This window comes from Streptomyces sp. UF-297 (assembly GCF_058245575.1).
The window spans coordinates 93,584-115,365 of record NZ_JBSIBZ010000022.1; the positions used below are offsets into that span (position 1 = coordinate 93,584).

Consider the following 21,782-nt stretch of genomic DNA (forward strand, 5'->3'; position numbering starts at 1 on the left):
GCGGCGCACATGACACCGCCCTCATCCTCGCATGCGGCGCGGGCGGTGGTCGCCCGGGCGGGGAGAACCGATTGGCCCGGGGTGGCTGCGGCGGCACCGGCGAGGGAGGATCCTGGTCGCACCGCATGGCGGGAACCATCGACTTCATCGCAGGGACCATCGGGGGAACGAGCGTGGACACCACGGACAGGACATCGCATTCTGTGCCAACTGGCAATGAGCAAGCGGAAGTTGGCGATTCGCGGGATACGGGGGAGCGGCGGCTCGCACTGGAGCTGCTGGTGCACGGGGTGGGCGGCACCACACCGGAGGAGATGCTGGACGACCCGCGCACCGCACTGATCACCGGCGACGCCACCGCCGCCTGCTACCGCCGCACCGACGACGCCGACGCGGAGGACCGCCCGCACGAGCGGCGCGAGGAACCGGTCAAGGAGGCCTACTGCTGGTGCAATCTGACCTCCGGCAACGGCGCCCGCGCCCTGTGGCTGGTGCTGCTGCCCTTCATGGTCGCCAACCTCGCCCACTGGATGCGCCCGGCGGCCCCCTCCCGCCACCCGGCCCAGCGCGTGTACGACGTCCTCGTGCGCATCCTGGCGCTGAGTCTGACGGTCCTGCTGGTCGCCGCGGCCTGCGAGGTGGCCCTGGACCTGACGGCCTGGCAGTGCGCGGGCACCGCCAGCTGCGCGGGCAGTACGTCCTGGCTGGGGTTCCTGGGCCCCGAGCAGGGCGGCTGGTGGAGCGTCCCGGGCCGCAGGCTCGCCCTGGCCTCGGCCGTACCGCTGCTGCTGCTCGGCCTGTTGTGGTGGCTCTCGCACCGCACCTGGAGCGCGTACGAGTCCGCCTCGCCGCCGCCGCGCCGCCCCGGCGTCTCGCGTGACACCGAGGCCCACGAGCGCCCCGCGCTGGCGCTGAACGGCTTCTGGTACGGCCGCAGGCTGGTGGCCCGGCTGCGCGCCGCGCACTCCACCGCCGGCGTCCTGACCATCGCCGCCGCGCTGCTGGTGGCCACCGTCGACTTCGACGGCAGCGCCCGCGGCGAGACGGCCCTGGCCGTGATCGGACAGGCCCTGATCGCCGTGGTCGTCGTGCTGGGCGCGATGTGCCTGTTCATCGTGTGGGGCACCGCGCGCAGCGAGGCCGAGCCCGACGAGGACTCCGACCGCTGGGTGGTGGGGGCCCTGCCGTACGCCTCACTGGGCGTGCTGGCGCTGGTGCTGGTGCACACCGGCTGGGCCCGCCCCGGCTGGGTCAGCGACGGCCGCCTGCCGGGCACCAGCGCCTTCGGCGGCCTCGCCGTCCTCCAAGGCGCCCTGGTCCTGGCCCTGGTGGTGACCTCGACCATCTTGTACCGCGCCGCCCGCAGGGCGGCCGCCGCCCGGCAGGACGGCGACGGACGCGAGGCCCTGAACGGTCTGGCCGGCGCCGCCGTATCGCTGCTGGCCTGCGCCCTGGGCGGCGTGCTGTCCGGGGGCGTGGCCCAGCGCATAGCGGACTGGCTGGACCGCGGCCAGACCCCGGGCCAGGCGCAGGCCGCCATGGCGGGGCCGCCCGTGGTGATGTCCTGGCAGGCCTCGGTGATACCGGCCCTGCTGCTGGCCGTCGCCGTCCTGGCGGTGCTGGCCGCCGTGCGCGTGGTGGTGGTGCGCCGCTCCGTGGCCAAGGACATCCCCGGCCTGTACGACAAGAACGAGAAGCCCGACGAGCAGCGCACCCGGCGCATCGCCGCCACCATCGCGCGCGCCGGACTCACCGACACCGCGCCCGTATTGATCGCCACCACCGCCCTGGTCACCCTCGTGCTGGGCGCGGGCGCGGTGATCGGCGCCTGGCTGACCGACCGCGCCCCCGGGCGGGCCACCGCCGGGGCTGCGCCGATCGTGCACGGCACCGCGCAGACCGCCGAGTCGCTGGGCTCCTGGCTGATGGGCGCCGGCGTCATACTCCTGGTCGTGATGGGCCGGCGCGCCTACCGCGACAGTTCGGCGCGGCGCACCATCGGCATCCTGTGGGACGTCGGCACGTTCTGGCCGCGGGCCGCGCATCCCTTCGCGCCGCCCTGCTACGCCGAGCGCGCCGTGCCCGACCTCACCTGGCGGATGGCGACCTGGACCGAGCGCTTCGACGGGCGCCTGGTGCTGTCCGGGCACTCCCAGGGCAGCGTGCTGGCGGCCGCCGCGGTGTGGCAGCTGGACCCGGTCACCCGCAGCCGTGTGGCGCTGCTGACCTACGGCTCACCGCTGGAGCGCCTGTACGGCAGGTGGTTCCCCGCGTTCTTCGGCCCGGCCGCGCTGACGGGGCTGCACAAGGAGATGGACGCCTGGCGCAACCTGTGGCGCTTCACCGACCCCATCGGCGGGCCCGTGCTGCTGCGGGGGAAGCAGGGCCGGGAGGTGGACCGCGGTCCGCTGCGCGACCCGGTGGCGTTCGGGCGCACCCTGTTCAACCCGCTGCCCGCGCAGATCCTGGGCCACGGCGACTACCAGGCCGACCCGGCCTTCGGCGCCGCGCGCGCCGAGCTGATCGCCCACCTCGCCCCGGCGGTACCGGGGCAGCGGGCGGACCAGGAGCTGACTCAGGGGAGTTCGGGCAGGTCCTCGGCGTAGAGGAGGGTGAGGTCGGCGGTGCTCGGGTCGGTCAGCTGCGCGACCCGGCCCGCGTGCCGCTCGACCATCGCCTCGAAGGTCTGGCGGGCGGTGCGGCCGTTGCCGAAGGCGGGCCCCTTGGGCAGCGCGGTGAAGTACTTCAGCAGCGCCTCGCCCGCCCCGTCGGCCAGCTGGTACTGGTGCTCCTCGCCCTGCTGCTGGACGATGCGCAGCAGCTCCTCGGGGGCGTAGTCGCCGAAGGTGATGGTCCGTGAGAAACGGGAGGCCACACCGGGGTTGACGGCCAGGAAGCGCTCCATCTCGGCGGTGTAGCCCGCCACGATGACCACCACCGCCTCCCGGTGGTCCTCCATCAGCTTCACCAGGGTGTCGATGGCCTCGCGCCCGAAGTCGCGCCCGGAGTCCTCCGGGGACAGGGCGTAGGCCTCGTCGATGAAGAGCACGCCGCCGCGCGCCCGGTCGAAGGCCTCCTGGGTGCGGATGGCGGTCGAGCCGATGTGCTCGCCGACCAGGTCCACCCGGGAGACCTCCACCAGGTGGCCGCGCTCCAGCACGCCCAGGGCGGCCAGGATTTCGCCGTAGAGGCGGGCGACGGTGGTCTTGCCGGTGCCGGGGGAGCCGGTGAAGACCAGATGGCGGCGTACCGATGCCGCTTTGAGCCCGGCCTCCTGCCTGCGGCGGCCGACCTCGATCATGTTGATGAGGCTGCGGACCTCGTGCTTGACGCTCTCCAGGCCGACCAGGGTGTCCAGTTCGCCGAGGACTTCGCCGGAGGGGCGGCTAGCCACGGTGTCGGGCGCGGTGGCCGGTGCGGTCTGGGTGGGCAGGCTGCTGAGCAGTCCGGCGGTCTGGGTCTGTACGGCGGGCGCCGTGGCCGGGGTGTCGGCGGCCTCGGTGGCGCGGGACTCGTCGCTGGTGCAGTCGGTGACGTGGGGCCCCTCGCCGTCGAACTCGTAGCCCCCGCGGGCACAGCGCTCGGTACGGCAGCGCGTCAGCGTCGTACGGCACCCGTCGATGACATGGAAGCCGTAGCCCGAACTCCCGGTCACCCGGCAGCCGGTGAAGGTGCCCCGGCCCTCCGCCGAGACGTAGAAGCCGGCCTCCACGGGCGAGGTGACGGTGCAGCGCTCCAGGGTGGGGTCGGCGCCCTTGGTGACGATCACGCCGGTCTGGGTGCCGTCGAAGGTGCAGCCCGAGAGCGTGCCGCCGCTGCCGTGGTCGCGGAACCACGCGCCGGTCGCCGCCTCGCGCACCCGGCAGTCGTCCAGCTGTACGGTCGCGCCGTCGCTGACCGAGACGGCGGTGTTGCGGACCTGGGACAGGTCGCAGTCCACCACGTCCGCGCGCGAGCCGCGGTCCAGGACGAACAGGGCGTCGGGCACGTCGTGCACGCGGGTGGAGTCCAGCAGTGCGGTGGCGCCGTCGCTGACCCAGACCGCGGGGTAGTCGCCCGTACTGTCGTGGATCTCGCACCCGTTGGCGTCCACCCGGGTGCCCGGGTCCCACACCGAGAGCCCGTTGCGCCCGAAGCGGCGTACCTTGCTGCGGGTCAGCGTCAGCACGGAGCGCGAGCGCAGGTCGACGGCGTTCTCGGGGATGTCGTGGATGTCGCAGTCGGCGAGGGTGAGCACCGCGTCGGTGTCCAGGGTGACGCCGTCGGCGGAGGTGCGGTGCACGGTGCAGCCGGTCAGGTGTCCGGCGGCGCGCGCGGCGACCTGGACGCCCGCGCCCTTGATCTCGTACAGCTCGCAGCCCACCGCTTCGACCGCGCTGCCCTCGCCGTTGAGGGACAGACCCGCTCCTGAGGCGTGGTGGATGCGGCAGTTCTCCAGCCGGGGGTGCGCGCCGCCGCGCACCGCCACGCCGGCCTGGCCCGCGGCCACCACCTCGCACTCCTCGAACAGGCCGCCGGCGCCGTCCAGCACGCTGATGCCGACCCCGCCGGGGTTGTCGACGGTGCAGCGGCGCACCGTGGGGCGGGCCCCGCCGCGCACCTCGATGCCGGAGGCCGAGCGGGTCACCACGCGCAGTCCGGTCAGCTCCGGTGCCCCGTCCTCCACCAGCAGGGCGGGGGAGGCGGAGTCCTGGGCCTCCAGGTGCAGGTCCACCACGCAGGCCGAGGCGCGGACGGTCAGTGCGACGCCGTCGGCGGGCGCGATCCGTACCGACCCGCGCGCGCCGTCGGGGGCACGCAGCGTCACCGAGCGTGAGACCACCAGATTCTCGCGGTACGTTCCGGCGGCGACGGTCAGCACATCGCCGTCCCCGGCGGCTTCCAGAGCTGCGGCGAGGGAGCTGTACTCGCCCGTACGGCGCCGCCACCGCGACGTGCCCGAGTGCGTCACCTGGACCGAGCCCTGTGCCATGGCGCTGTCGTGCCCCCACCTCGTACGGCATTGTCATCGGCCCGGCCGATGCGGCGCGCGGACCCCAGCGCGAGGGCTGGCTGCTCCACCGTAGCGTGCGCGGGCAGCGGCAGTTGACATGGTCAGTCGGCTGGAGGGGTCCGTGCGAAAACCCCGGTGGCCTGCGGGCGCACAAAGGTACTTCGAGCGGGAGCAAGGCGAGGTGCGGTGGCGGGTCAGCTGTCCGCGCCGGTGCGGCCCCAGTCCTGCCCGGCCCGTTCCCACTCCTGGTCCCAGCGCCGGTGCCGGGCGAGCGTGAGGCGCCATACGGTCAGCCGCCGGGCGCCCTCGACCAGGCCCGCCGCGGCGGCCGCGCCGCCGAGTCCGGCGATCACCGAGTGTGTCCGGGCGGTGTCGGCGTCCAGGGGCCGCGGCACGATGCGGCCGCGCTGATCGGTCCAGATGCGGAAGCGGTCCCCGCGCTGCACGCCGCGGGGCGCGGCGACGGTGTCGGTGTGCGTGCTGCCGTCGGGGGCCGTCCAGTTGGCGAGGGCCCGGCGGTGGGCCGCGCGGGTGCTGGTGGTCTCGGGGTCGGGGTTCACGGGGGCGCGCGGCAGCAGCCGCTGCACGGTCACCCACACGAGGTGCCGCTGGCGGTGCTGCTCGTCCACGGTGCGCAGCAGCGCGTCGTGCGTCGCGGCGGTGACCGCCCAGCCCGCTACGGCGGCGCCCAGCGCGATCAGTACGGCGGCGGTGAGGGCGACCCAGGCCTCCACGAGATCGGTGGTGCGCCGCAGGGGGTTGTGCCGCCAGCGCCACAGACCGGTGATGGCTCGCATGCCCACACCCCCTTCCGTTTCGTGAGTACCGCATCCTGCGCCGTTGATGCGCGGGTTTGGTGAAGAGAGAGCAAAATCACGGGACATAAGGGGCGGTCGGCAGGTGGCCGGTCCGTGTACGGTCCCGCGCGCGCCGCGCATCCGACATATGCCGGATGCGCGCCGTATCGCCGGTGACATCCCTTCAGCGCCCTCGATCGCGGCCCGACACTGTATCTCCGCGCGAGGGAGGGTGTCTCCGCGCGAGGGAGGCGACGATGGAGCACCGGTTGATCGGCCATCTCATGAACACCGAAGTCGTCAGGGCCCGTTACGGCACCTCGTTCCGGGAAGTCGTCAACCTGCTCGACAAGGCGCAGAAGACCGGGCTGCCGGTCGTGGACGGCGACGGCAAGGTGCTGGGCGTCATCTCCGAAACCGACCTGATGTTCCGTCAGGCAGCCCAGGACATGCTGCAGAACCGCTGGTACCACCGCCGCCGCCTCACCGGCAGCGCCCGGGCCTCCCGGGCCAGGGCCCGCAGCCTGCGCGCGGGCCAGCTGATGACGAGCCCCGCGGTGACCATCGGCCCGCACCAGACGGTCACCGAGGCCGCCCGCCTGATGATCACCTCCAAGCTCGACCGGCTGCCGGTGGTCGACGCCGAGGGCCGGCTGTGCGGCCTGGTCACCCGCAGCGACCTGCTGCGGGTCTTCCTGCGCAGCGACGAGGAGATCCGCGAGGAACTGATCACCGAAGTGCTGGTACGGACCCTGGGCCTCAAACCCGGCGCCATCGGGGTGACGGTGGAGGCCGGCGTGGTCCGCCTCTCCGGCCGGATGCCGCGCGGCAGCGAAGTCCCCCTGGTCCTGCGGCTCGCGGGCCGCATCGACGGAGTCGTCGCCGTCGTCGACGAACTGGGCTACGAGGACGACGACGCGACCGCCCAGCCGGACGAACAACTGGTGCGCGACCGCGCCCAGGAGTGGCTCAGGGACCTTTAGCGGCCGGGGCGGCGTTCAGTGCAGGCGTACGGCCAGCGTCACCACCGCGCCGGCCGTCTCCGGCCCCGCGGCCCCGTTGCCCCCGGCACCCACGCTGAAGCGGTCCGCCACCAGGCGCGCCAGCCACAGCCCCCGCCCCTTGGTGGCGCCGTCCAGCCCCGGCAGCAGCTCGGGGATGACCTCCTCGCTGAAGCCGGGCCCCCCGTCGCTGATCCTGCACTCCAGTTCATCGCCGAGGCGGCGCAGCAGCAGCCGTCCCGCGCCGCCCGCGTGCTCCACGGCGTTCCCGGCGATCTCGTCCACGGCCAGCACGAACTCACCGCGCCGCGGCTCGCACAGCCCCTCGCGCGCCGCGCACTCCTCCACCAGCAGCCGCAGCTGCGGCAGCAGCCGGGCGGTGAAGCGGCGGTGCAGCAGACAGCGCTCGGCGGGCTGCTCGGGGGAGGGCTCCTCGAAGCGGGCGGGTTCGGGCGTCAGCACGGCCGTGCCACCTCCGTCAGGGCCAGGCGGGGCACCGACCCGGCGCCGAGCCGCTGGAGCGTACGCGCCAACAGGCGGCCGCAGCGGACCTCGATCAGCTCGTGCCCCAGCGCCTGCGCGGCGAGGATGAGCAAAGTGGTCGCGCAGCCCACCGACAGGAAGTGCACCTGCGTCAGGTCGACGGTGAGGCGGCGGGTGTGCGCGGTGCGGGCCAGCGCGATCTCCAGGGCAGTGGTGAAGGAGTCCAGGGAGCGGGCATCGGCCTCGCCGACGACACGCAGCGTGCCGTCCGGGCCGGGGTCGGCGTGCAGCTCGCCCAGGCGCTCCAGCAGCGCGCGGGGGTGGGCCCGTTCCATGGCGGTGAGCACCTCGTGGTCGAAGCAGCGGCGGTCATAGGCGCAGATCTCGCTGTAGGGGCGCCCCTCGAAGAGCTCGTCGGCGTGTGTCTCGCGGTGCATGACGCCGCGGACGTCCGCGCCGGCGGCCGGTACCCACTGCATGTCGACGAAGCACCGTAACGCCGCGAACCCCTCGCGCCGGGCCCGATCGGTCTCCTGCTGCATCCGGCCGATCTGCCGCTCGGCGGTGAAGGGGACATCCGGGCCGATCAGCCCCAGGATGCTGCCGATCACCAACTGCCCCTGGCGGCGCGCCACGACGGTGCTGCGGCCCAGGAAGTCCAGCCGGGCCAGGACCTCCTCCCGGGACAGCCGCGGGCTGGGGAAGACCAGCACCTTCTCGCCGCGCGCCAGCCCGAGCCGCACGAAGGCCGTCACGACGTCCCAGCGCGCCTCGTCGTTGTCGTAGCTGACGAACGCGTGGTCCCCCGGCCGCATGTGCTGCACGGGGATGAGGTGGTCACCGCTCGTCTCCCAGCCAGGCATCGGCACACAACTCTCCCCGTCGGCTTTGCCGTTCGCACACTGTAGGCAGCCGGACACGCTGCCGCAATGTGCGCGCCGACCGCCGCACACGGCGCTGCGCCGGGGCGTTCCCGCGTGCCGTGGACGGCCGGGGCGGGGGTCAGTCCAAGATCTCCACGGGGTCGCCGACGCGGATCGTGCCGGGTCCTTGGGGGATCAGGTTGCGTCCGAAGACCAGCTGGTCACCGATGCGGTGGTGGCGGGCCAGGGTGCGCAGCGGCTCCTTGCCGCGCTCGGCGGTGCGCTGGTCGGTCGTGGTGATGACACAGCGCCCGCACGGCTTGACGGCGCGCAGCTCCACCTCACCGATGCGCAGCCTGCGCCAGTCGTCCTCGGCCCAGGGCGCGGTGCCCTCCACGACCACATTGGGCCGGAACCGGTTCATCGGCAGCGGGCCCTCGTCCGCGTGATCGCCTTGCGCGATAAGGGAGTTGAGGGCGTTGAGGGAGGAGGTGGCGGTGAGCAGCAGCGGGAAGCCGTCGGCGAAGCTGACGGTGTCGCCCTCCTGGCCGTAGTTGGGGTCCACGGGCCGCCGCCGGGCCGGGTCGTCCAGGTGCACCAGCGCGGCCGGCACCCCCAGGAACGTACTCACCCAGTGGTCCGCCGCGCGCCCCGCGGGCACCGCCTCGACCTTGTCCCGCCACACCTCCACGGGCCGGGTCTCCACCGGCTCGGGCACCGCGACGGTCAGCGGCTCCATGCCGGGAGCCGTCAGCCGGACGGCGCCGCCGGGCAGTTCCTCGGCGGCGGCCAGGGCCATCCGCGGGTGGGCGCGCTGGGTCATGAACCGCCCGCCCGCGTCGACGAGCATCCAGCGTCGGTCCCCGGCGAGCCCCCACGGTTCCACGACCGCCTCGCCGGGTCCTGACCCCGAGATGGACTTGACCGGGTAGCGGTGAATCGCTTGGAGAAATGGCGTCGGCATGCGTCCATCCTGCCAGCCGCGCCCCACGGCACAGCGGCGGCCCGGTCCGGCACCGCTGCCCGCTTCGGTGGACGCCGTAGGTGACGTCAGATCAGTCATTGACGATCCTCGCCCCCTTGCATGAGGGCGATTCCCTTCAGCTCGTGTGAACGGGCTTCGGGGTTTCACGCATCCGCCTCCGGCCGGTGGCCGGGACTCGCGCCTTGGGGACGCTGCGCGTGCTGTTGGTGACCGTGCCGCCCGTCCGGCGGGCACGGGCCTCGATCTCGATGGAGGCGTTGTGGTCGGCGTCGTCCTCGTGTCCGCAGTGGGCACAGGCGAACAACCGGCCGCATCCCTTGCGGGATTCGGGATCGACCCGGCCGCACGCGGCGCAGGTCTGGGAGGTGTGGAACGGTGGTACGGCCCGGAGTTCCGAGCCGTACAGGCGGGCTTTGTACTTCAGCTGGCGTCGCCGTTCACCGGGGGTGTTGTCCAGGATCGACCGGTTCAACCGGGCCTTGGCCCGGACGTTCTTCCCCGGCGCTTCGGCGGTGCCTTTGGCAGAGGCCGTCATGCTCTTCACGCGCAGGTCCTCGATGCCTACGAAGCCGTGGTTTTTGGCGAGGCCGGTGGTGAGTTTGTGCGTGAAGTCCCGACGACGGTTGGCCTGCCGGGTCTTGAGTCTTCCGATGGCCACGATCGTCCTGCGCAGACGGCCGCTGTATTTCCCGCGCTGGTGTTTCCTGGCATAGGTGACCTGGCGGGCCTTCTGCTGCTCCAGGTACGTGAGCCGGGCCTTCTCCGGCTTCGTCAAGGTTGGTGGCATGAGGCGTGGCGCGGTCTCGGTGGAGACATACGCGGAGGCGGCCACGCCGAAGTCCACCCCGCACCCGCGCTTGCCGTTCGGCTGGGCGGGCCGGGTCCCGGTGTGGATGCCGAAGGACACATGCCAGCCGTTGCCGTCCCGGGACACGGTGGCGTTGCGGATCGTTCCGCCGATCGCCCTGGACAATCGCAAGCGCAGCCAGCCCAGCTTCGGGATGCGTACCTCGGCCCACTTGCGATTTAGCTTGCGAACCTCGACGGCCTGCCCCGGGAAGGGGATGGACAGCCGATGCCCCCGCTTCTTCCGGACCGGATAGGTGGCCGGATGCTCTGGGTTCCAGAAGTTGTCATACGCCCGGTCGAGGTTACGCAGGACCTGCTGACCGGCCTGCGCCGGGAAGTCCCTCATCCAGGCCATGTCGGCGCGGGCCGCGGTGAGGTGCCTGCACTGCTCGGCGGATCGCATCGTGTACCGGCGCTGCCTGTACAGGTACACCCTCTGCTCCAGGGCCACGTTCCACAGAGCGCGCCCCGTGTGACCCCACCGGGTCAGGGCCAGCTCCTGATCCTTGGTGGGGTACGCACGGTACTTGCGCCCCATGTCCGCCTTCACCAGTTCACCGTAACCAGCCCCGCTGACGATGCCGGTCCACCTGAGGGTCAGTGCACTTCTCAGAAGCGCTTCACCACCGGGCTGAAGCCCCCGGTGCGCTGCGCCTAATCGTGGTAGCCGCGTGAGGGGTACTGACCGTTGTAGGGCTCCTGGTACGGAGTGGGCGCCGGGCGCGGCGCTACCGGGGCGGCCGGGCGCATCGCCTCGTAGCCGGTGCCCGCGCCGTTGCTCATCCCGGTGTTCAGCCCCGCGCTCATGCCGGGGGCCATGCCCGGGTTCATGCTCGCCCCCATCGCGGGCCGGGGTGGCTGGTACTGCTGCGGCTGCTGTGGCTGGTAGCCGCGGGTCCCCACGGACTGCTGGGGGATGTACGGCGCCGGGGTGTGCTGGAGCGGGGCCACGGGCTGGGCGGTGGCGGCGTAGCCCTGGGCGCCGGGATGGGACGGCGCGGCGGGCTGGGAGGGTGCGGCGGGGAGCGCGGGCAGCGCCGCAGGGAGCGCCGGCAGGTAGGACGAGCCGGTGTCATAGGGAGAAGCGACCCGGATCGGTGCGATCTGCGGGGTACCGCGTTCCGCGACGAGGCTGTCGTAGATCGGGGTGTCCGGGAAGGAAGGCGAAGCGTAGTAGCCGCCGCCGTAGTTAGAGCGGGGGGAGGTCATGCCACTTAAGTTAAGCCCATGATGTGCTGGTTGGGGAGCCTGAAAAGCGGGTTGTTTCGCGTGTTCACAGTGGTCTCTGATCCTCAATGTGAGCGAATTTGGGAAAATCGGTCGCGAACGGGCGTAGGGATCGTGTAAAGAACGCGCCCTGGAAGGGCCTTTCGGGGTGAACCGGAAGCCGCCGACGGCGTTTACGTTGGAGGGGAGCCGCCGCGCGGGCGGGCCGGGAAACACGGGAGGAAACAGCGCCATGTCGATGCCCAAGGGCAGCAACGTGATGGTCCAAGCGGAGGCGGTACGCGTCGAACTGGCCTGGAACGGCGGCCCCGGCGTCCCCGACGTGGACGCCTCCGCGCTGCTGCTGACCTCGGGCAAGGTGCGCGACGACGGCGACTTCGTCTTCTACAACCAGCCCCGGCACGCCTCCGGTGCCGTACGCCACGAAGGCAAACACCCCGCCGGCGGCCGGCTCACCGACACCCTCGCCGTGGACCTCGCCGGCATCGAGCCCGCCGTGGAGCGGGTGGTCCTGGCCGCCTCCGCCGACGGCGGCACGTTCGGCCAGGTCCCCGGCCTGAGCGTGCGCGTCCTGGACGCCCGCGACGGCGCCGAACTCGCCCGTTTCGACAGCCGCGACGCCAGTGTGGAGACCGCCTTCGTCCTCGGCGAGCTCTACCGCAGACAGGGCGCCTGGAAGTTCCGCGCGGTGGGCCAGGGCTACGACACCGGCCTCGCGGGCCTGGCCACGGACTTCGGCATCAGCGTCGACGAGCCCGCCCCGGCCGCTCCGCAGCAGCCTGCCCCGCCCGTACCGCCGTCCGCCCCGGCGCCGATGGCCCCGCCCGCCGGTCAACCCGCCGCGTCAATCCCGCCGCCCGCCCCCGGGTCGGCTCCGGCGCCCGTGGCGCAGCCCGTGCGCCTGTCGAAAGTCACCCTGACGAAGGACGCCCCGTCGGTTTCGCTGACGAAGCAGGGCGGTACCAGCGGCGCGATGCGGGTGAACCTCAACTGGAGTTCGGGCCCGCAGGGCGGGCAGAGCGCCCGTCCGGCCAAGAAATTCGGCTTGAAAGCGCTCCAGGCGCTGGGCGCCGCGCCGTCCTCCGCCGGCCTGGACCTCGACCTGTGCGCGCTGTACGAACTCACCGACGGCAGCAAGGGCGTCGTCCACCCCATCGGCAACAGCTTCGGCTCGCTGACCTCACCGCCCTACATCCACCTGGACGGCGACGACCGCACCGGCGCCGTCGCCTCCGGCGAGAACCTCACCATCAACCTCGACCACCAGGACCGCATCCGGCGCGTCCTGCTCTTCGTCACCATCTACGAGGGCGCCCGCAGCTTCGAGGGACTCAACGCCACCGTCACCCTCCAGCCGCAGCACGGCGCCCCCGTCGACTTCTCCCTGGACCAGTGCACCGTGCCCTCCAACGTCTGCGCCCTCGCCCTGATCACCAACACCGGCGGCGAACTCGTCGTCCAGCGCGAGGCCCGCTACCTGGTGCCCGCGCCCGGCGTCAGCCCGCAGCGCACCGTCGACCACGCCTACGGCTGGGGCCTGCAGTGGACCCCCGGCCGCAAATGAGCCCGGGGGGCCCGACGGGCCGGTGGGACCGCTGAGCCCCATGGGCCCGGCGGCTCACGGCGCCCCGTAGGTACGGCCCTTCCACGCCGCCCCGCGCCCCCGGTAGTGCTGCACGGCCGAGTCGATGGTCATCAGCAGATACAGCAGCGCGGTGAAGGGCAGCAGCAGCGCCGTCCACAGCGGCTGGCGGTAATAGCGCAGCATCGGCAGGAAGGTCCCGGTCATCACCGCCCACGCCGCCCCGCCCAGCACCGCGGCGAGCGTGCTGCCGCCCGCCAGCCCGGCCACCAGGGCGGCGGGCGGCGCCAGGTAGACCACCGCGAGCCCGATCACCGTCCCCGCCAACAGCAGCGGGGAGTGCAGGAGTTGGGCGTACGCGCTGCGCGAGACCATCCGCCACAGCTCACCCAGCCGCGGATAGGGGCGCACGCTGTCCACCCGGTCGGCCAGCCCCAGCCAGATCTTCCCGCCGCTCTTCTTCACCGCCCGCGACAGCGTCACATCGTCGATCACCGCATGCCGGATGCTCTGCGGAATGCGGGCCCGCTCGGCCGCCTCGGTGCGCAGCAGCACACAGCCCCCCGCCGCGGCCGCGGTACGCGCCGAGGGGTTGTTGACCCAGCGGAAGGGATACAGCTGCCCGAAGAAGTAGACGAACGCCGGGACGATCAGCCGCTCCCACACCGTCGCCACCCGCAGCCGCGCCATCTGCGAGACCAGGTCCAGATCCGCCGAGCGGGCCGCCGCCACCAACTCCCGCAGACTGTCCGGCTCATGCGCGATGTCCGCGTCGGTCAGCAGCAGATACTCCGCTTCGCTGCGCTCGCGGGCCAGCGCCATGCCGTGCCGCACCGCCCACAGCTTGCCCGTCCACCCCGCCTCGGGCTCGCCGGGCGTATCCACCGTCAGCGGCAGCCCGCCGCGCTCGGCCGCCAGCGCCCTGGCCAGCTCACCGGTCCCGTCCGAACTGCCGTCGTCGATCAAAAAGACCTCCGCCCGGCCCGGGTACTTCTGCGCCAGCAGCGACGGCAGGCTCACCGGCAGCACCCCGGCCTCGTCCCGGGCCGGCACCACCACCGCCACCGCAGGCCAGCGCTCCGGCTCCGCGCGGGCCGGCAGGCGTACGTCCGTACGCCAGAACATGCCCTGCCCCAGCAACAACCACAGCCAGGCCAGCAGGGACCCGGCACCGATCCACTCCATCGCAACCACGGCCCGAGTCTGCCGCACCCGCCCCGCGCCCGCCGGGCCCGTACACAAGATTGATCAAATACGGGATCGATTAAAGTTGCGGGGTGCTGTGATCCCGTAGGCCGCGCCACCAGCGGCGCTACCGCCGTGCGTCCACGGGCCCGCGGCCGCAAGGACACAGGACGTACCAGCAGCCGGGGCACCCGCACCGCCGGGCCGACGAGACAGACAAGGGCAAGGGCTCAGTGAAGATCGCGCTCATGGACTCCGGGACCGGACTGCTCGCGGCGGCCGCGGCCGTACGGCGGCTGCGCCCCGACGCCGATCTCGTGCTCTCCAACGACCCCGACGGCATGCCCTGGGGCCCGCGCACCCCCCAGGACGTCACCGAGCACGCCCTGGCCGTCGCCCGCGCCGCCGCGGCCCACCGCCCCGACGCGCTGATCGTCGCCTGCAACACCGCCTCCGTGCACGCCCTGCCCGCGCTGCGCGCCGAGCTGGAGCCAGCGCTGCCGGTGATCGGGACCGTCCCCGCCATCAAGCCCGCGGCGGCCGCCGGCGGACCCCTGGCCATCTGGGCCACCCCCGCCACCACCGGCAGCCCCTACCAGCGCGACCTCATCGCCCGCTTCGCCGAGGGCGTCGAGGTCACCGAGGTGCCCTGCCCGGGCCTTGCCGACGCCGTGGAGTACGCCGACGAGGACGCCATCGACGCCGCCGTCGCCGCCGCCGCGGCGCTCACTCCGCGTGACCTGCGCGCCGTCGTGCTGGGCTGCACCCACTACGAACTCGTCGCCGACCGCATCCGCGACGCCCTCCAGCAGCCCGGCGCCCCCGCCCTGGTCCTGTACGGATCGGCCGAGGCCGTCGCCGCCCAGGCGCTGCGCAGGATCGGCGCCGAACCCGCCCCCGCGGCCGCCCCCACCGGCAGCCTGACGGTCCTCCTCAGCGGCCGCACCGGCGACCTTCCCGCGCCGGCCCGCGCCTATGACGAGGGACGACTTCTCTGCGTCACCGCTGACCCCACGGGTTCGGGGCCGATGCCGGCCGGCGAACCCATCGGCCACTGACGGCACAGGACTTGTCCAACGCGCTGCCAGGGCGCCCAAAGACGCGTACGCTGCGTCCCATGAGGGACCACCCCCAGAACGGGGCAGCAGCCCCCGGCGACAACAACCACCAGGATGTTCCCGAGGTGTGGCACGGACGCGCCACCAACCGCGGTCAATGGATCCTGGCCGCCACCGGCGCGGCCTGCCTCGCGCTGGGCATCGAGCTCGCCGTCGACAACGCCTGGACCTCCGGCCTGGCACCACTGGTCATGTCCGTCGTCGGCTGCGTGCTGGCCGGACTCCTGGTGCTCTTCGGCACGCTCGCCTTCGTCCACGTCGCCGTACGGGTCGACAAGGACTGCCTGGAGGTGCGGTGCGGGCACATAGGGCTGCCACGCCGCCGGATCCCCCTGGAGCACGTCGTGGAAGCGGACTTCGCACCACGCGTCACCCCACGCAACTGGGGCGGCTGGGGCTACCGTTGGCGCCCCGAGCAGGGCACGGCCGTCGTAGTGCGCAGAGGTGAAGGCATGGTCCTCACCCTCGGCGACGGCCGCAGCTTCACCGTCACCGTCGACGACGCGGAAGCCGCCGTGCGCTGCATCCGCGGCCGCCTGGGCCTGCGCAACGGCCGCGCGGCCGGCGCCTGAGAGCGCCCTGAGGTTCCCTCGCCCGTCAGTCGGCCCCGCGCTCGTTAGGGTGCGGGGCATGGCAACTCCCGACTTCATCACAGACCTGCGCGCATCCATCGGCCACGACCTCCTCTGGCTGCCAGGGGTGAGCGCCGTCGTCTTCGACGACGAGGGCCGTGTGCTGCTGGGCCGCCGCGCGGACAACGGGGCCTGGTCGGTCATCGGCGGCATCCCCGAGCCCGGCGAACAGCCCGCCGAGGCGGCCGTGCGCGAGGTGTACGAGGAGACGGCGGTACGCGCCGTGGCCGAACGGGTCGTCCTGGTCGAGACGCTCAAGCAGGTCCGCTACCCCAACGGCGACCAGTGCCAGTTCATGGACATCACGCTGCGCTGCAGAGCGGTCGGCGGCGAGGCCCGGGTCAACGACGACGAGTCACTGGAAGTGGCCTGGTTCGCCCTGGACGAGCTGCCCGAGCTGGAGGAGTTCGTGGTCTCGCGGATCAAGCTGGCGGCCGACGACGCGGCGCCGACGTGGTTCGCGGGGGCGTCGACGCAGGCGGGCTGAGGGCTGAGCGGGGCCTTGGGGGCGGGCGCTGAGCCCCGGCCGGACGGGGGAGGCCGACCGGGGCGGTTCGCGGGTGCGGAGGCCGAAGACCTCGGCACAATTGAACGATAAACCATTCCGCGGTGGCCCTGCATCCCGGGCCGGGGTCGCCCGTTCGGGCGAATGCCTCCGGCCCGGCTCAGAGTCCCCCGCCCGGATCGGGCGGAACGCCGGGGTCGGTGAACTCGCCGGTTCCGTCGTTCTCGCCGGTTTCGCCGGCCCCGCGGGTCTCTCCGGCCCCGTCGTTCTCCCCGATTTCGCCGGCCCCGCCGGTCTCTCCGGCCCCATCGTTCTCGCCGGTTCCGTCGTTCTCCCCGGTTTCGCCGGAGTCCTCGAACTCGTCGGATCCGGGCCGGGGAGTGTCCTCGTCCGGCGCCGGGGTCCGGGGCGGCGGCTCGTCAGTGGGCGGCCGATCGGGCTCGGGCGGCGACTCGTCCTCCCGGGGCCGCCGGGAGTCCTGCGACGACAGAGGCTCCTGCGACTGACCAGACTGCTGCGGTTCCCGGGGTTCCCACGGTTCCCGGGACTTCTGCACTTCCCGGGACTTATGCGACGCAGAAGGCTGGTCGAAGCGGCCCGTCGGAGCCGGGTCGCCGAAGTCCCGGGTGTGCATGCGCAGCCCGCCCTTGTCGCAGAGCGTGACCCAGACGCCGCTGGGGCCACCGCCGTACCGGCAGGCCCAGCCCTGCACCCGTACCGGACCGCGGCGCCCGTCGTCCTCCTCGGGAGCGCGCAGAAAGTACTCGCTCATCACGTCGACGGCCTCGGTGCAGCCCACCGTGCCGCCCCCGCCGGCGTCCGCGTACAGCCGTACGTACTCCGCCCTCCCCAGCGCGTCGGAGATCACCCCGCAGTCGACCGGGGGCCCGGCGGTGCGGGCCGGGGTGGCACCGGGGCTCGTGGACGCCGGTGCCACCGCCGTGCCCTTGCCGGAGCTCTCGCACCCGGCGGCCGCCAGCGCCAGTACGGCGAGGGACAGGGCGATGAGCCTGCGCATGGGCGTACTCCCTCGACGGGCGCGGCGGCGGGCGGGCTTGCGACGTGGACCCTAGAGGCCGGAGGTGCCGGCGGCGATCCAGGGCGGCCGATCGAGTGACGTGGCGGTGGAGGGGACCGGGCCGTCAGGCGTAGCGCTCGATGTGGATCCGCCCGCCCGGCCCCGAGTAGAAGGACGTGGTGCCGACGGCCCAGTAGCCCGAGGTGCCCGGTATCGGCACCACCTCGGTCATCAGGGGACTGGCGTCCGGCACCAGCGGGCCGCGCTCGCTGACCCAGGACGTGCCGTCCCAGCGCAGATAGTGGGCGCGTTTCTGGTCCCAGAAGTCCCAGCCGGTGATCCGGTCGGGGCGGCCCTGGGCGTCGCCGGTGATGGAGGTCAGCATGCCCACGGAGAACGGTGCCTGGACGTTCGTCCACTGGGCGCCGTCGAAGTGCTGGAAGATGACGCCCGGCGGTTTTCCGGGCGGGCCGCCGACGCCGTAGCCGTACCCGGTCAGCCAGACGTCGTCGTCGGCGACGGGGAGCAGCCCGGAGGCGGAGGCGCGGATGCCCATGCTGCGCGAGAGCACCGTCCACTCACCGTCCCAGCGCGCGACGATCTCTCCGAAGACCCAGACGGCACCGCCGGGGGCCACCCGCACGCCGTACGGGGTCGGCGTCGGCTTGCCCGGCTCGTCGGGGACGGGAGGGCACCAGCCCCAGGTGGTGCCGTTGAAGCGCAGCAGCGCGGCCCGGTCGCCGTGCCGCCCGGTGACCCAGACGCGGCCGTCGGGCGCCACGGCGACATCGGTGAGCGTGGTGCCCGTTTCACCGCGACCCGGGTACGCCACCTCCCGCCAGGTGCGGCCGTCCCAGGTGAACAGGCGACCGTAACCCGCGGTGCTGTCGTGGCCGATCGCCCAGGCCGCGCGCTCGTCCCCGGCCACGGCCCGCAGATTGCCCGCGAAGGAGAGGTGACTCAGGTCGGTGAGGGACCAAGCGCTGCCGTCCCAGTGCAGGGCGAGCGGGGTCCCTTGGGTGCTGGTGCCCATGGCCTGTGCACCGACGGCCCAGGCGCAGGACGCGGAGGGCGCGGCCACGCCGTACAGCCGGGCGCCGTCCTTCGCGGCCGGCGCCGGGAAGGCCTGCCAGCCCTGTGCCGAGCGGCGGCCGGCCGCCACGGCGTGCGCTGCCGTCAGGGGCGAGGCCAGGCCCACACCCGCCACCGCGCCCGCCAGACCCCACACAAAACTCCGTCTTCGCATGCCGAAATCCCTTCCCAATAACGCGAGTTGGGGAACCTGCGGCCCCCGGGGAGCAATACCCTCGCCGCGCCGCGCACACAGGTCAATGGACGTGGGGCGGGGAGTCGGCGCGCGGGCGGCGAGACGCCCGGGTGGCAGGCGGAAACACAGAGACAGGGCGAAGTATGGGGCCGGAACACATCAGCTGCCGACGGCGGAGCGTCTAACGTGCCGCCCATGACCACGATCGGCACACCGGGCCCCGTAACCCTCGCACTTGACGGCCGTACCGCTGTGGTGACCGGCGCCGCCGGCGGCATCGGACGCGCCTGTACCCTGCGGCTGGCGGCAGCGGGCGCCAAGGTGCGGGCGGTGGACCGCGACGCGGACGGCCTGGCCGAACTGGCGGCACAGTGCCCCGGCACGATCGACGCACACCCACTGGACCTGGCGGACCTGGACGCCGCCGAATGGGCCGCCGCCGGCGCCGACGTGCTCGTCAACAACGCGGGCATCCAACTCGTCCGCCCCCTCCAGGAGTTCCCGCCCGAGGCGTTCCACGAGGTGCTGACCGTGATGCTGGAGGCGCCCTTCCGGCTGCTGCGCGGCGCGCTGCCGCACATGTACGCGCAGGGCTGGGGCCGCATCGTCAACATCTCCTCGGTACACGGAATGCGCGCCTCCGCCTTCAAGTCCGCCTACGTCGCCGCCAAACACGGACTGGAAGGCCTCTCCAAGGTCGCCGCACTGGAAGGCGCCGCCCACGGCGTCACCTCCAACTGCGTCAGCCCCGGCTATGTGCGCACCCCCCTTATCGAACGGCAGATAGCCGACCAGGCCGCGGCACACGGCATCCCCGCCGAACGCGTCGAATCCGAAATCCTCCTCGCCGACTCCGCACTCAAGCGACTGATCGAACCCTCCGAGGTCGCCGAGGCGGTCGCCTATCTGTGCACGCCACAGGCGTCGTTCATAACTGGCAGCTCGCTGGTGATGGATGGTGGGTGGACGGCGCACTGATCGTGGGGGTGGGGGTGCTGCTTGCGGTGGCGCGGCGCGGGTTGGTTCTGCTGCGGTACGGCGAGGAGGTGTCTTGCCGATCGGCGCGGACTAACTGCGGCGTGTGGCACGGCACTTCGCCCTATAGATGGGGTCGGCGGCGTACGCCGGGTGCGGGGTCGGCCGTTCGCAGGCGGGCGTATGCGCCAGTTTCCCGATGAGTCGATGAGAGATGACGCCAAGTGAGGGCCAACCACCGGGGGAGCGGCGGGTCGTTGCGTGCGCGCGGCAGGCTCCGCAGTGCCTGCCGGGAGGTGCTCCCAGTGCGGCCCGCCCCCCTTCAGTGAATGACGGGGATGTCGAGGGGGCGCGCCCTGGTGAGTACGCACGTCAGGCTCCGCAGCAACCGCCGGGAGATGCCCCAGCGCAGCCCGTCCTCCTCCCCGCGAGCAACGAGGCGTCGCGGGCGTGCTCTGGCCCGTACCCGAGTCTGCCCCCTACGACTGGTGCCGTACCGAACCGGAGGATTGCCTTGACCGAGCCCGCTGACCGGACCGCACCGCCTGCTCCCGCTCCGGCCCTCGCGCCCTCCGGCCGGAACGGGCACTCCGCCGCCCCGCCCGGCGACCCGGCCGAGGCGCCCTTCCTCCACCTGCTCGCCACCGCAGCGCCCGCCGAGGACTACGAGCGCGCGGTGCTGCGGGCCCGCGCCGAAGGGGCCACCGGCCAGCGGCTGGCGGCGCTGGAGCACGCCAAGCTGCTCGCCCTGCGCGTCCGCGCCGAACTGGAGGGACGCCGGCGACGCGAGACCGAACTGTCCGCGCTGTACGCCACCGCGCACGATCTGGCAGGGCTGCGCGACCTGGATGCCGTGCTGCGCGCGATCGTACGGCGGGCCCGCTCACTGCTGGGCACCGAGGTCGCGTACCTCACCCTCAACGACCCAGCAGCGGGCGACACTTACATGCGCGTCACCGACGGCTCCGTCTCCGCCCGCTTCCAGCAGCTGCGCCTGGGCATGGGGGAGGGGCTGGGCGGACTCGTCGCCCAGACCGCCCGCCCGTACGTCACCGACAGCTACCTGGAGGACGAGCGCTTCCGCCACACCCGTACCATCGACTCCGGCGTACGGGACGAGGGGCTGGTGGCGATCCTGGGCGTACCGCTGCTCCTGGGCAGCCAGGTCATCGGCGTACTCTTCGCCGCCGACCGACGGGCCCGCGTCTTCGAGCACGGCCAGATCGCCCTGCTGGCCGCGCACGCCGCCCACGCCGCGATCGCCATCGACACCGCCAACCTGCTGGCCGAGACCCGCAGCACGCTCACCGAACTGGCCGACGCCAACGCCATCATCCGCGACCGCAGCGCGGTCATCGAGCGAGCCTCGGAGGTCCACGACCGCCTCACCGAACTCGTGCTCCGCGGCGGCGGGGTGGCTGACGTGGCCGAAGCAGTCTCCGAAGTGCTGTCCGGAGAGGTGGAGTTCACCGACGCCGAACAAGCCCCCGCCGAGGCGCTGGCCCGCTCCCGCGCCGACGGGCACGCGATACGCGAGGGCGACAACTGGATCGCGGCGGTCTGGGCGGGCGGCGAGGCGCTGGGTGCCCTGACCCTGCGCGGCCACCCCGGCCTCGACCCCGTCGACCAGCGAACCCTGGAGCGCGCGGCCATGGTCACCTCCCTCCTGCTGCTCGCCCGGCGCTCCGCCGGTGAGGCCGAACAGCGCGTACGAGGCGAGCTGTTGGACGATCTCCTGGACGCACCGGACCGCGATCCCCGGTTGCTGCGCGACCGCGCGGCCCGGGTCGGCGCGGACCTGGATGCGCCGCATGTGGTTCTGGCGGCGCGGATCGACGGGGCGGGGGGTGACGGCCTGGAGGCCGGTGGCACGGGGGAGGGCGGCGGTGTAGCGATCGTCGGGGCAGGTGGGGGACTGCGCGGAGGCGGCGGGACGGGCGGAGGTGGCGGGCCCGGCGGAGGTGGCGGGCCCGGTGGAAGCGCTGAGGCAGTCGGAGCTGACGGGCTGATCGAAGGCGGCGGCAGCGGGGCGGCCGGCGCTGGCAAACCAGGCGGAGGCGGTACGTCGGGCGATTACGGGGGAGTGGGCGGAACCGGCGGGGCGGACGGCGGCGGGACGAGCGCCGCGGACCGGCAACGGCTGTGGTCGGCGGCCTCCCACCTGGCCGCCACCCACCACGGCCTGGCCGTAGCGCGAGACGGCGGCGTAGTCCTGCTGCTGCCACTAAGACGTCGTCTCATTTGGGGTGCTGGGTAGTCTGCCGGTGTGGTGATGGTCGAGCGCATGGTGCCGGACGAGTTG

At 73.0% G+C, this 21,782-nt stretch carries 17 protein-coding genes and 1 pseudogene; 8 read left to right on the forward strand and 10 right to left on the reverse strand.

What is annotated here, in order from left to right; all coding sequences use genetic code 11:
* The first annotated feature begins 314 nt into the window (after positions 1 to 314).
* On the forward strand, positions 315 to 2,606 hold the full coding sequence (locus tag AC4IJH_RS15765; RefSeq protein ID WP_490852333.1) for a hypothetical protein: 2,292 nt from the start codon (positions 315 to 317) through the stop codon (positions 2,604 to 2,606).
* Here the strand turns inward: AC4IJH_RS15765 and AC4IJH_RS15770 are convergent.
* Entirely contained in the window at positions 2,576 to 4,972 is a 2,397-nt protein-coding gene (locus AC4IJH_RS15770) for a right-handed parallel beta-helix repeat-containing protein (RefSeq protein ID WP_490852311.1), read from the reverse strand. The two genes, AC4IJH_RS15765 and AC4IJH_RS15770, sit on opposite strands and share 31 nt — an antisense overlap.
* Before the next feature lie 215 nt (positions 4,973 to 5,187).
* A complete protein-coding gene (locus AC4IJH_RS15775; RefSeq protein ID WP_490852312.1) occupies positions 5,188 to 5,790 on the reverse strand; it encodes an Rv1733c family protein in 603 nt (200 codons plus the stop codon).
* Positions 5,791 to 6,047: 257 nt separating this feature from the next.
* Here AC4IJH_RS15775 and AC4IJH_RS15780 point away from each other — a divergent pair, with 257 nt between their 5' ends.
* The gene (locus AC4IJH_RS15780) at positions 6,048 to 6,773 is read left to right on the forward strand and encodes a CBS domain-containing protein (protein WP_490852313.1); all 726 of its coding nucleotides are present in this window, start codon (positions 6,048 to 6,050) and stop codon (positions 6,771 to 6,773) included.
* A 15-nt stretch (positions 6,774 to 6,788) separates the two neighbouring features.
* Here AC4IJH_RS15780 and AC4IJH_RS15785 read toward each other — a convergent pair whose 3' ends face one another.
* From AC4IJH_RS15785 to AC4IJH_RS15805, 5 genes are all read right to left on the reverse strand, one after another.
* Entirely contained in the window at positions 6,789 to 7,253 is a 465-nt protein-coding gene (locus tag AC4IJH_RS15785) for an ATP-binding protein (RefSeq protein ID WP_490852314.1), read from the reverse strand.
* Positions 7,247 to 8,137 (reverse strand): MEDS domain-containing protein, encoded by an 891-nt coding sequence (locus AC4IJH_RS15790; RefSeq protein ID WP_490852334.1) that lies wholly within the window; start codon positions 8,135 to 8,137, stop codon positions 7,247 to 7,249. The genes AC4IJH_RS15785 and AC4IJH_RS15790 overlap by 7 nt, the downstream gene beginning before the upstream one ends.
* A gap of 139 nt (positions 8,138 to 8,276) precedes the next feature.
* Complete coding sequence (locus tag AC4IJH_RS15795; protein ID WP_490852315.1) at positions 8,277 to 9,101, reverse strand: MOSC domain-containing protein; 825 nt, start codon at positions 9,099 to 9,101, stop codon at positions 8,277 to 8,279.
* Between the two features lie 136 nt (positions 9,102 to 9,237).
* Entirely contained in the window at positions 9,238 to 10,521 is a 1,284-nt protein-coding gene (locus AC4IJH_RS15800) for an RNA-guided endonuclease InsQ/TnpB family protein (RefSeq protein ID WP_490852316.1), read from the reverse strand.
* A gap of 104 nt (positions 10,522 to 10,625) precedes the next feature.
* Positions 10,626 to 11,180: a DUF6643 family protein gene (locus AC4IJH_RS15805; RefSeq protein WP_490852317.1), complete on the reverse strand. Its 555-nt coding sequence runs from the start codon at positions 11,178 to 11,180 to the stop codon at positions 10,626 to 10,628.
* A 250-nt stretch (positions 11,181 to 11,430) separates the two neighbouring features.
* On the opposite strand from AC4IJH_RS15805, the gene AC4IJH_RS15810 reads away from it, so the two are divergent.
* Positions 11,431 to 12,762, forward strand: a complete 1,332-nt coding sequence (locus AC4IJH_RS15810; protein WP_490852318.1) for a TerD family protein — start codon at positions 11,431 to 11,433, stop codon at positions 12,760 to 12,762.
* Positions 12,763 to 12,816: 54 nt separating this feature from the next.
* Here the strand turns inward: AC4IJH_RS15810 and AC4IJH_RS15815 are convergent, their stop codons facing one another.
* Positions 12,817 to 13,965 carry a glycosyltransferase gene (locus AC4IJH_RS15815; RefSeq protein ID WP_490852335.1) on the reverse strand — a complete coding sequence of 383 codons (1,149 nt, stop codon included), beginning with the start codon at positions 13,963 to 13,965 and terminating at the stop codon, positions 12,817 to 12,819.
* A 233-nt stretch (positions 13,966 to 14,198) separates the two neighbouring features.
* Between AC4IJH_RS15815 and AC4IJH_RS15820 the strand changes: the two genes are divergently transcribed.
* The 3 genes from AC4IJH_RS15820 to AC4IJH_RS15830 are packed head-to-tail and all read left to right on the forward strand — an operon-like array spanning position 14,199 to position 16,202.
* On the forward strand, positions 14,199 to 15,023 hold the full coding sequence (locus tag AC4IJH_RS15820) for a glutamate racemase (protein ID WP_490852319.1): 825 nt from the start codon (positions 14,199 to 14,201) through the stop codon (positions 15,021 to 15,023).
* A 59-nt stretch (positions 15,024 to 15,082) separates the two neighbouring features.
* Complete coding sequence (locus tag AC4IJH_RS15825; protein WP_490852320.1) at positions 15,083 to 15,655, forward strand: hypothetical protein; 573 nt, start codon at positions 15,083 to 15,085, stop codon at positions 15,653 to 15,655.
* A 58-nt stretch (positions 15,656 to 15,713) separates the two neighbouring features.
* The gene (locus AC4IJH_RS15830) at positions 15,714 to 16,202 is read left to right on the forward strand and encodes an NUDIX hydrolase (RefSeq protein ID WP_490852321.1); all 489 of its coding nucleotides are present in this window, start codon (positions 15,714 to 15,716) and stop codon (positions 16,200 to 16,202) included.
* A gap of 178 nt (positions 16,203 to 16,380) precedes the next feature.
* Here AC4IJH_RS15830 and AC4IJH_RS15835 read toward each other — a convergent pair whose 3' ends face one another.
* Both AC4IJH_RS15835 and AC4IJH_RS15840 read right to left on the reverse strand, forming a co-directional pair.
* A complete protein-coding gene (locus AC4IJH_RS15835) occupies positions 16,381 to 17,238 on the reverse strand; it encodes a hypothetical protein (protein ID WP_490852322.1) in 858 nt (285 codons plus the stop codon).
* Between the two features lie 124 nt (positions 17,239 to 17,362).
* Positions 17,363 to 18,484: an NHL repeat-containing protein gene (locus AC4IJH_RS15840; protein ID WP_490852323.1), complete on the reverse strand. Its 1,122-nt coding sequence runs from the start codon at positions 18,482 to 18,484 to the stop codon at positions 17,363 to 17,365.
* Between the two features lie 216 nt (positions 18,485 to 18,700).
* Between AC4IJH_RS15840 and AC4IJH_RS15845 the strand changes: the two genes are divergently transcribed.
* Together AC4IJH_RS15845 and AC4IJH_RS15850 are read left to right on the forward strand one after the other, a co-directional pair.
* On the forward strand, positions 18,701 to 19,483 hold the full coding sequence (locus AC4IJH_RS15845) for a 3-hydroxybutyrate dehydrogenase (protein ID WP_490852324.1): 783 nt from the start codon (positions 18,701 to 18,703) through the stop codon (positions 19,481 to 19,483).
* Between the two features lie 631 nt (positions 19,484 to 20,114).
* Positions 20,115 to 21,707: pseudogene (locus AC4IJH_RS15850) on the forward strand (GAF domain-containing protein); the annotation flags it as partial.
* Positions 21,708 to 21,782 lie beyond the last annotated feature (75 nt).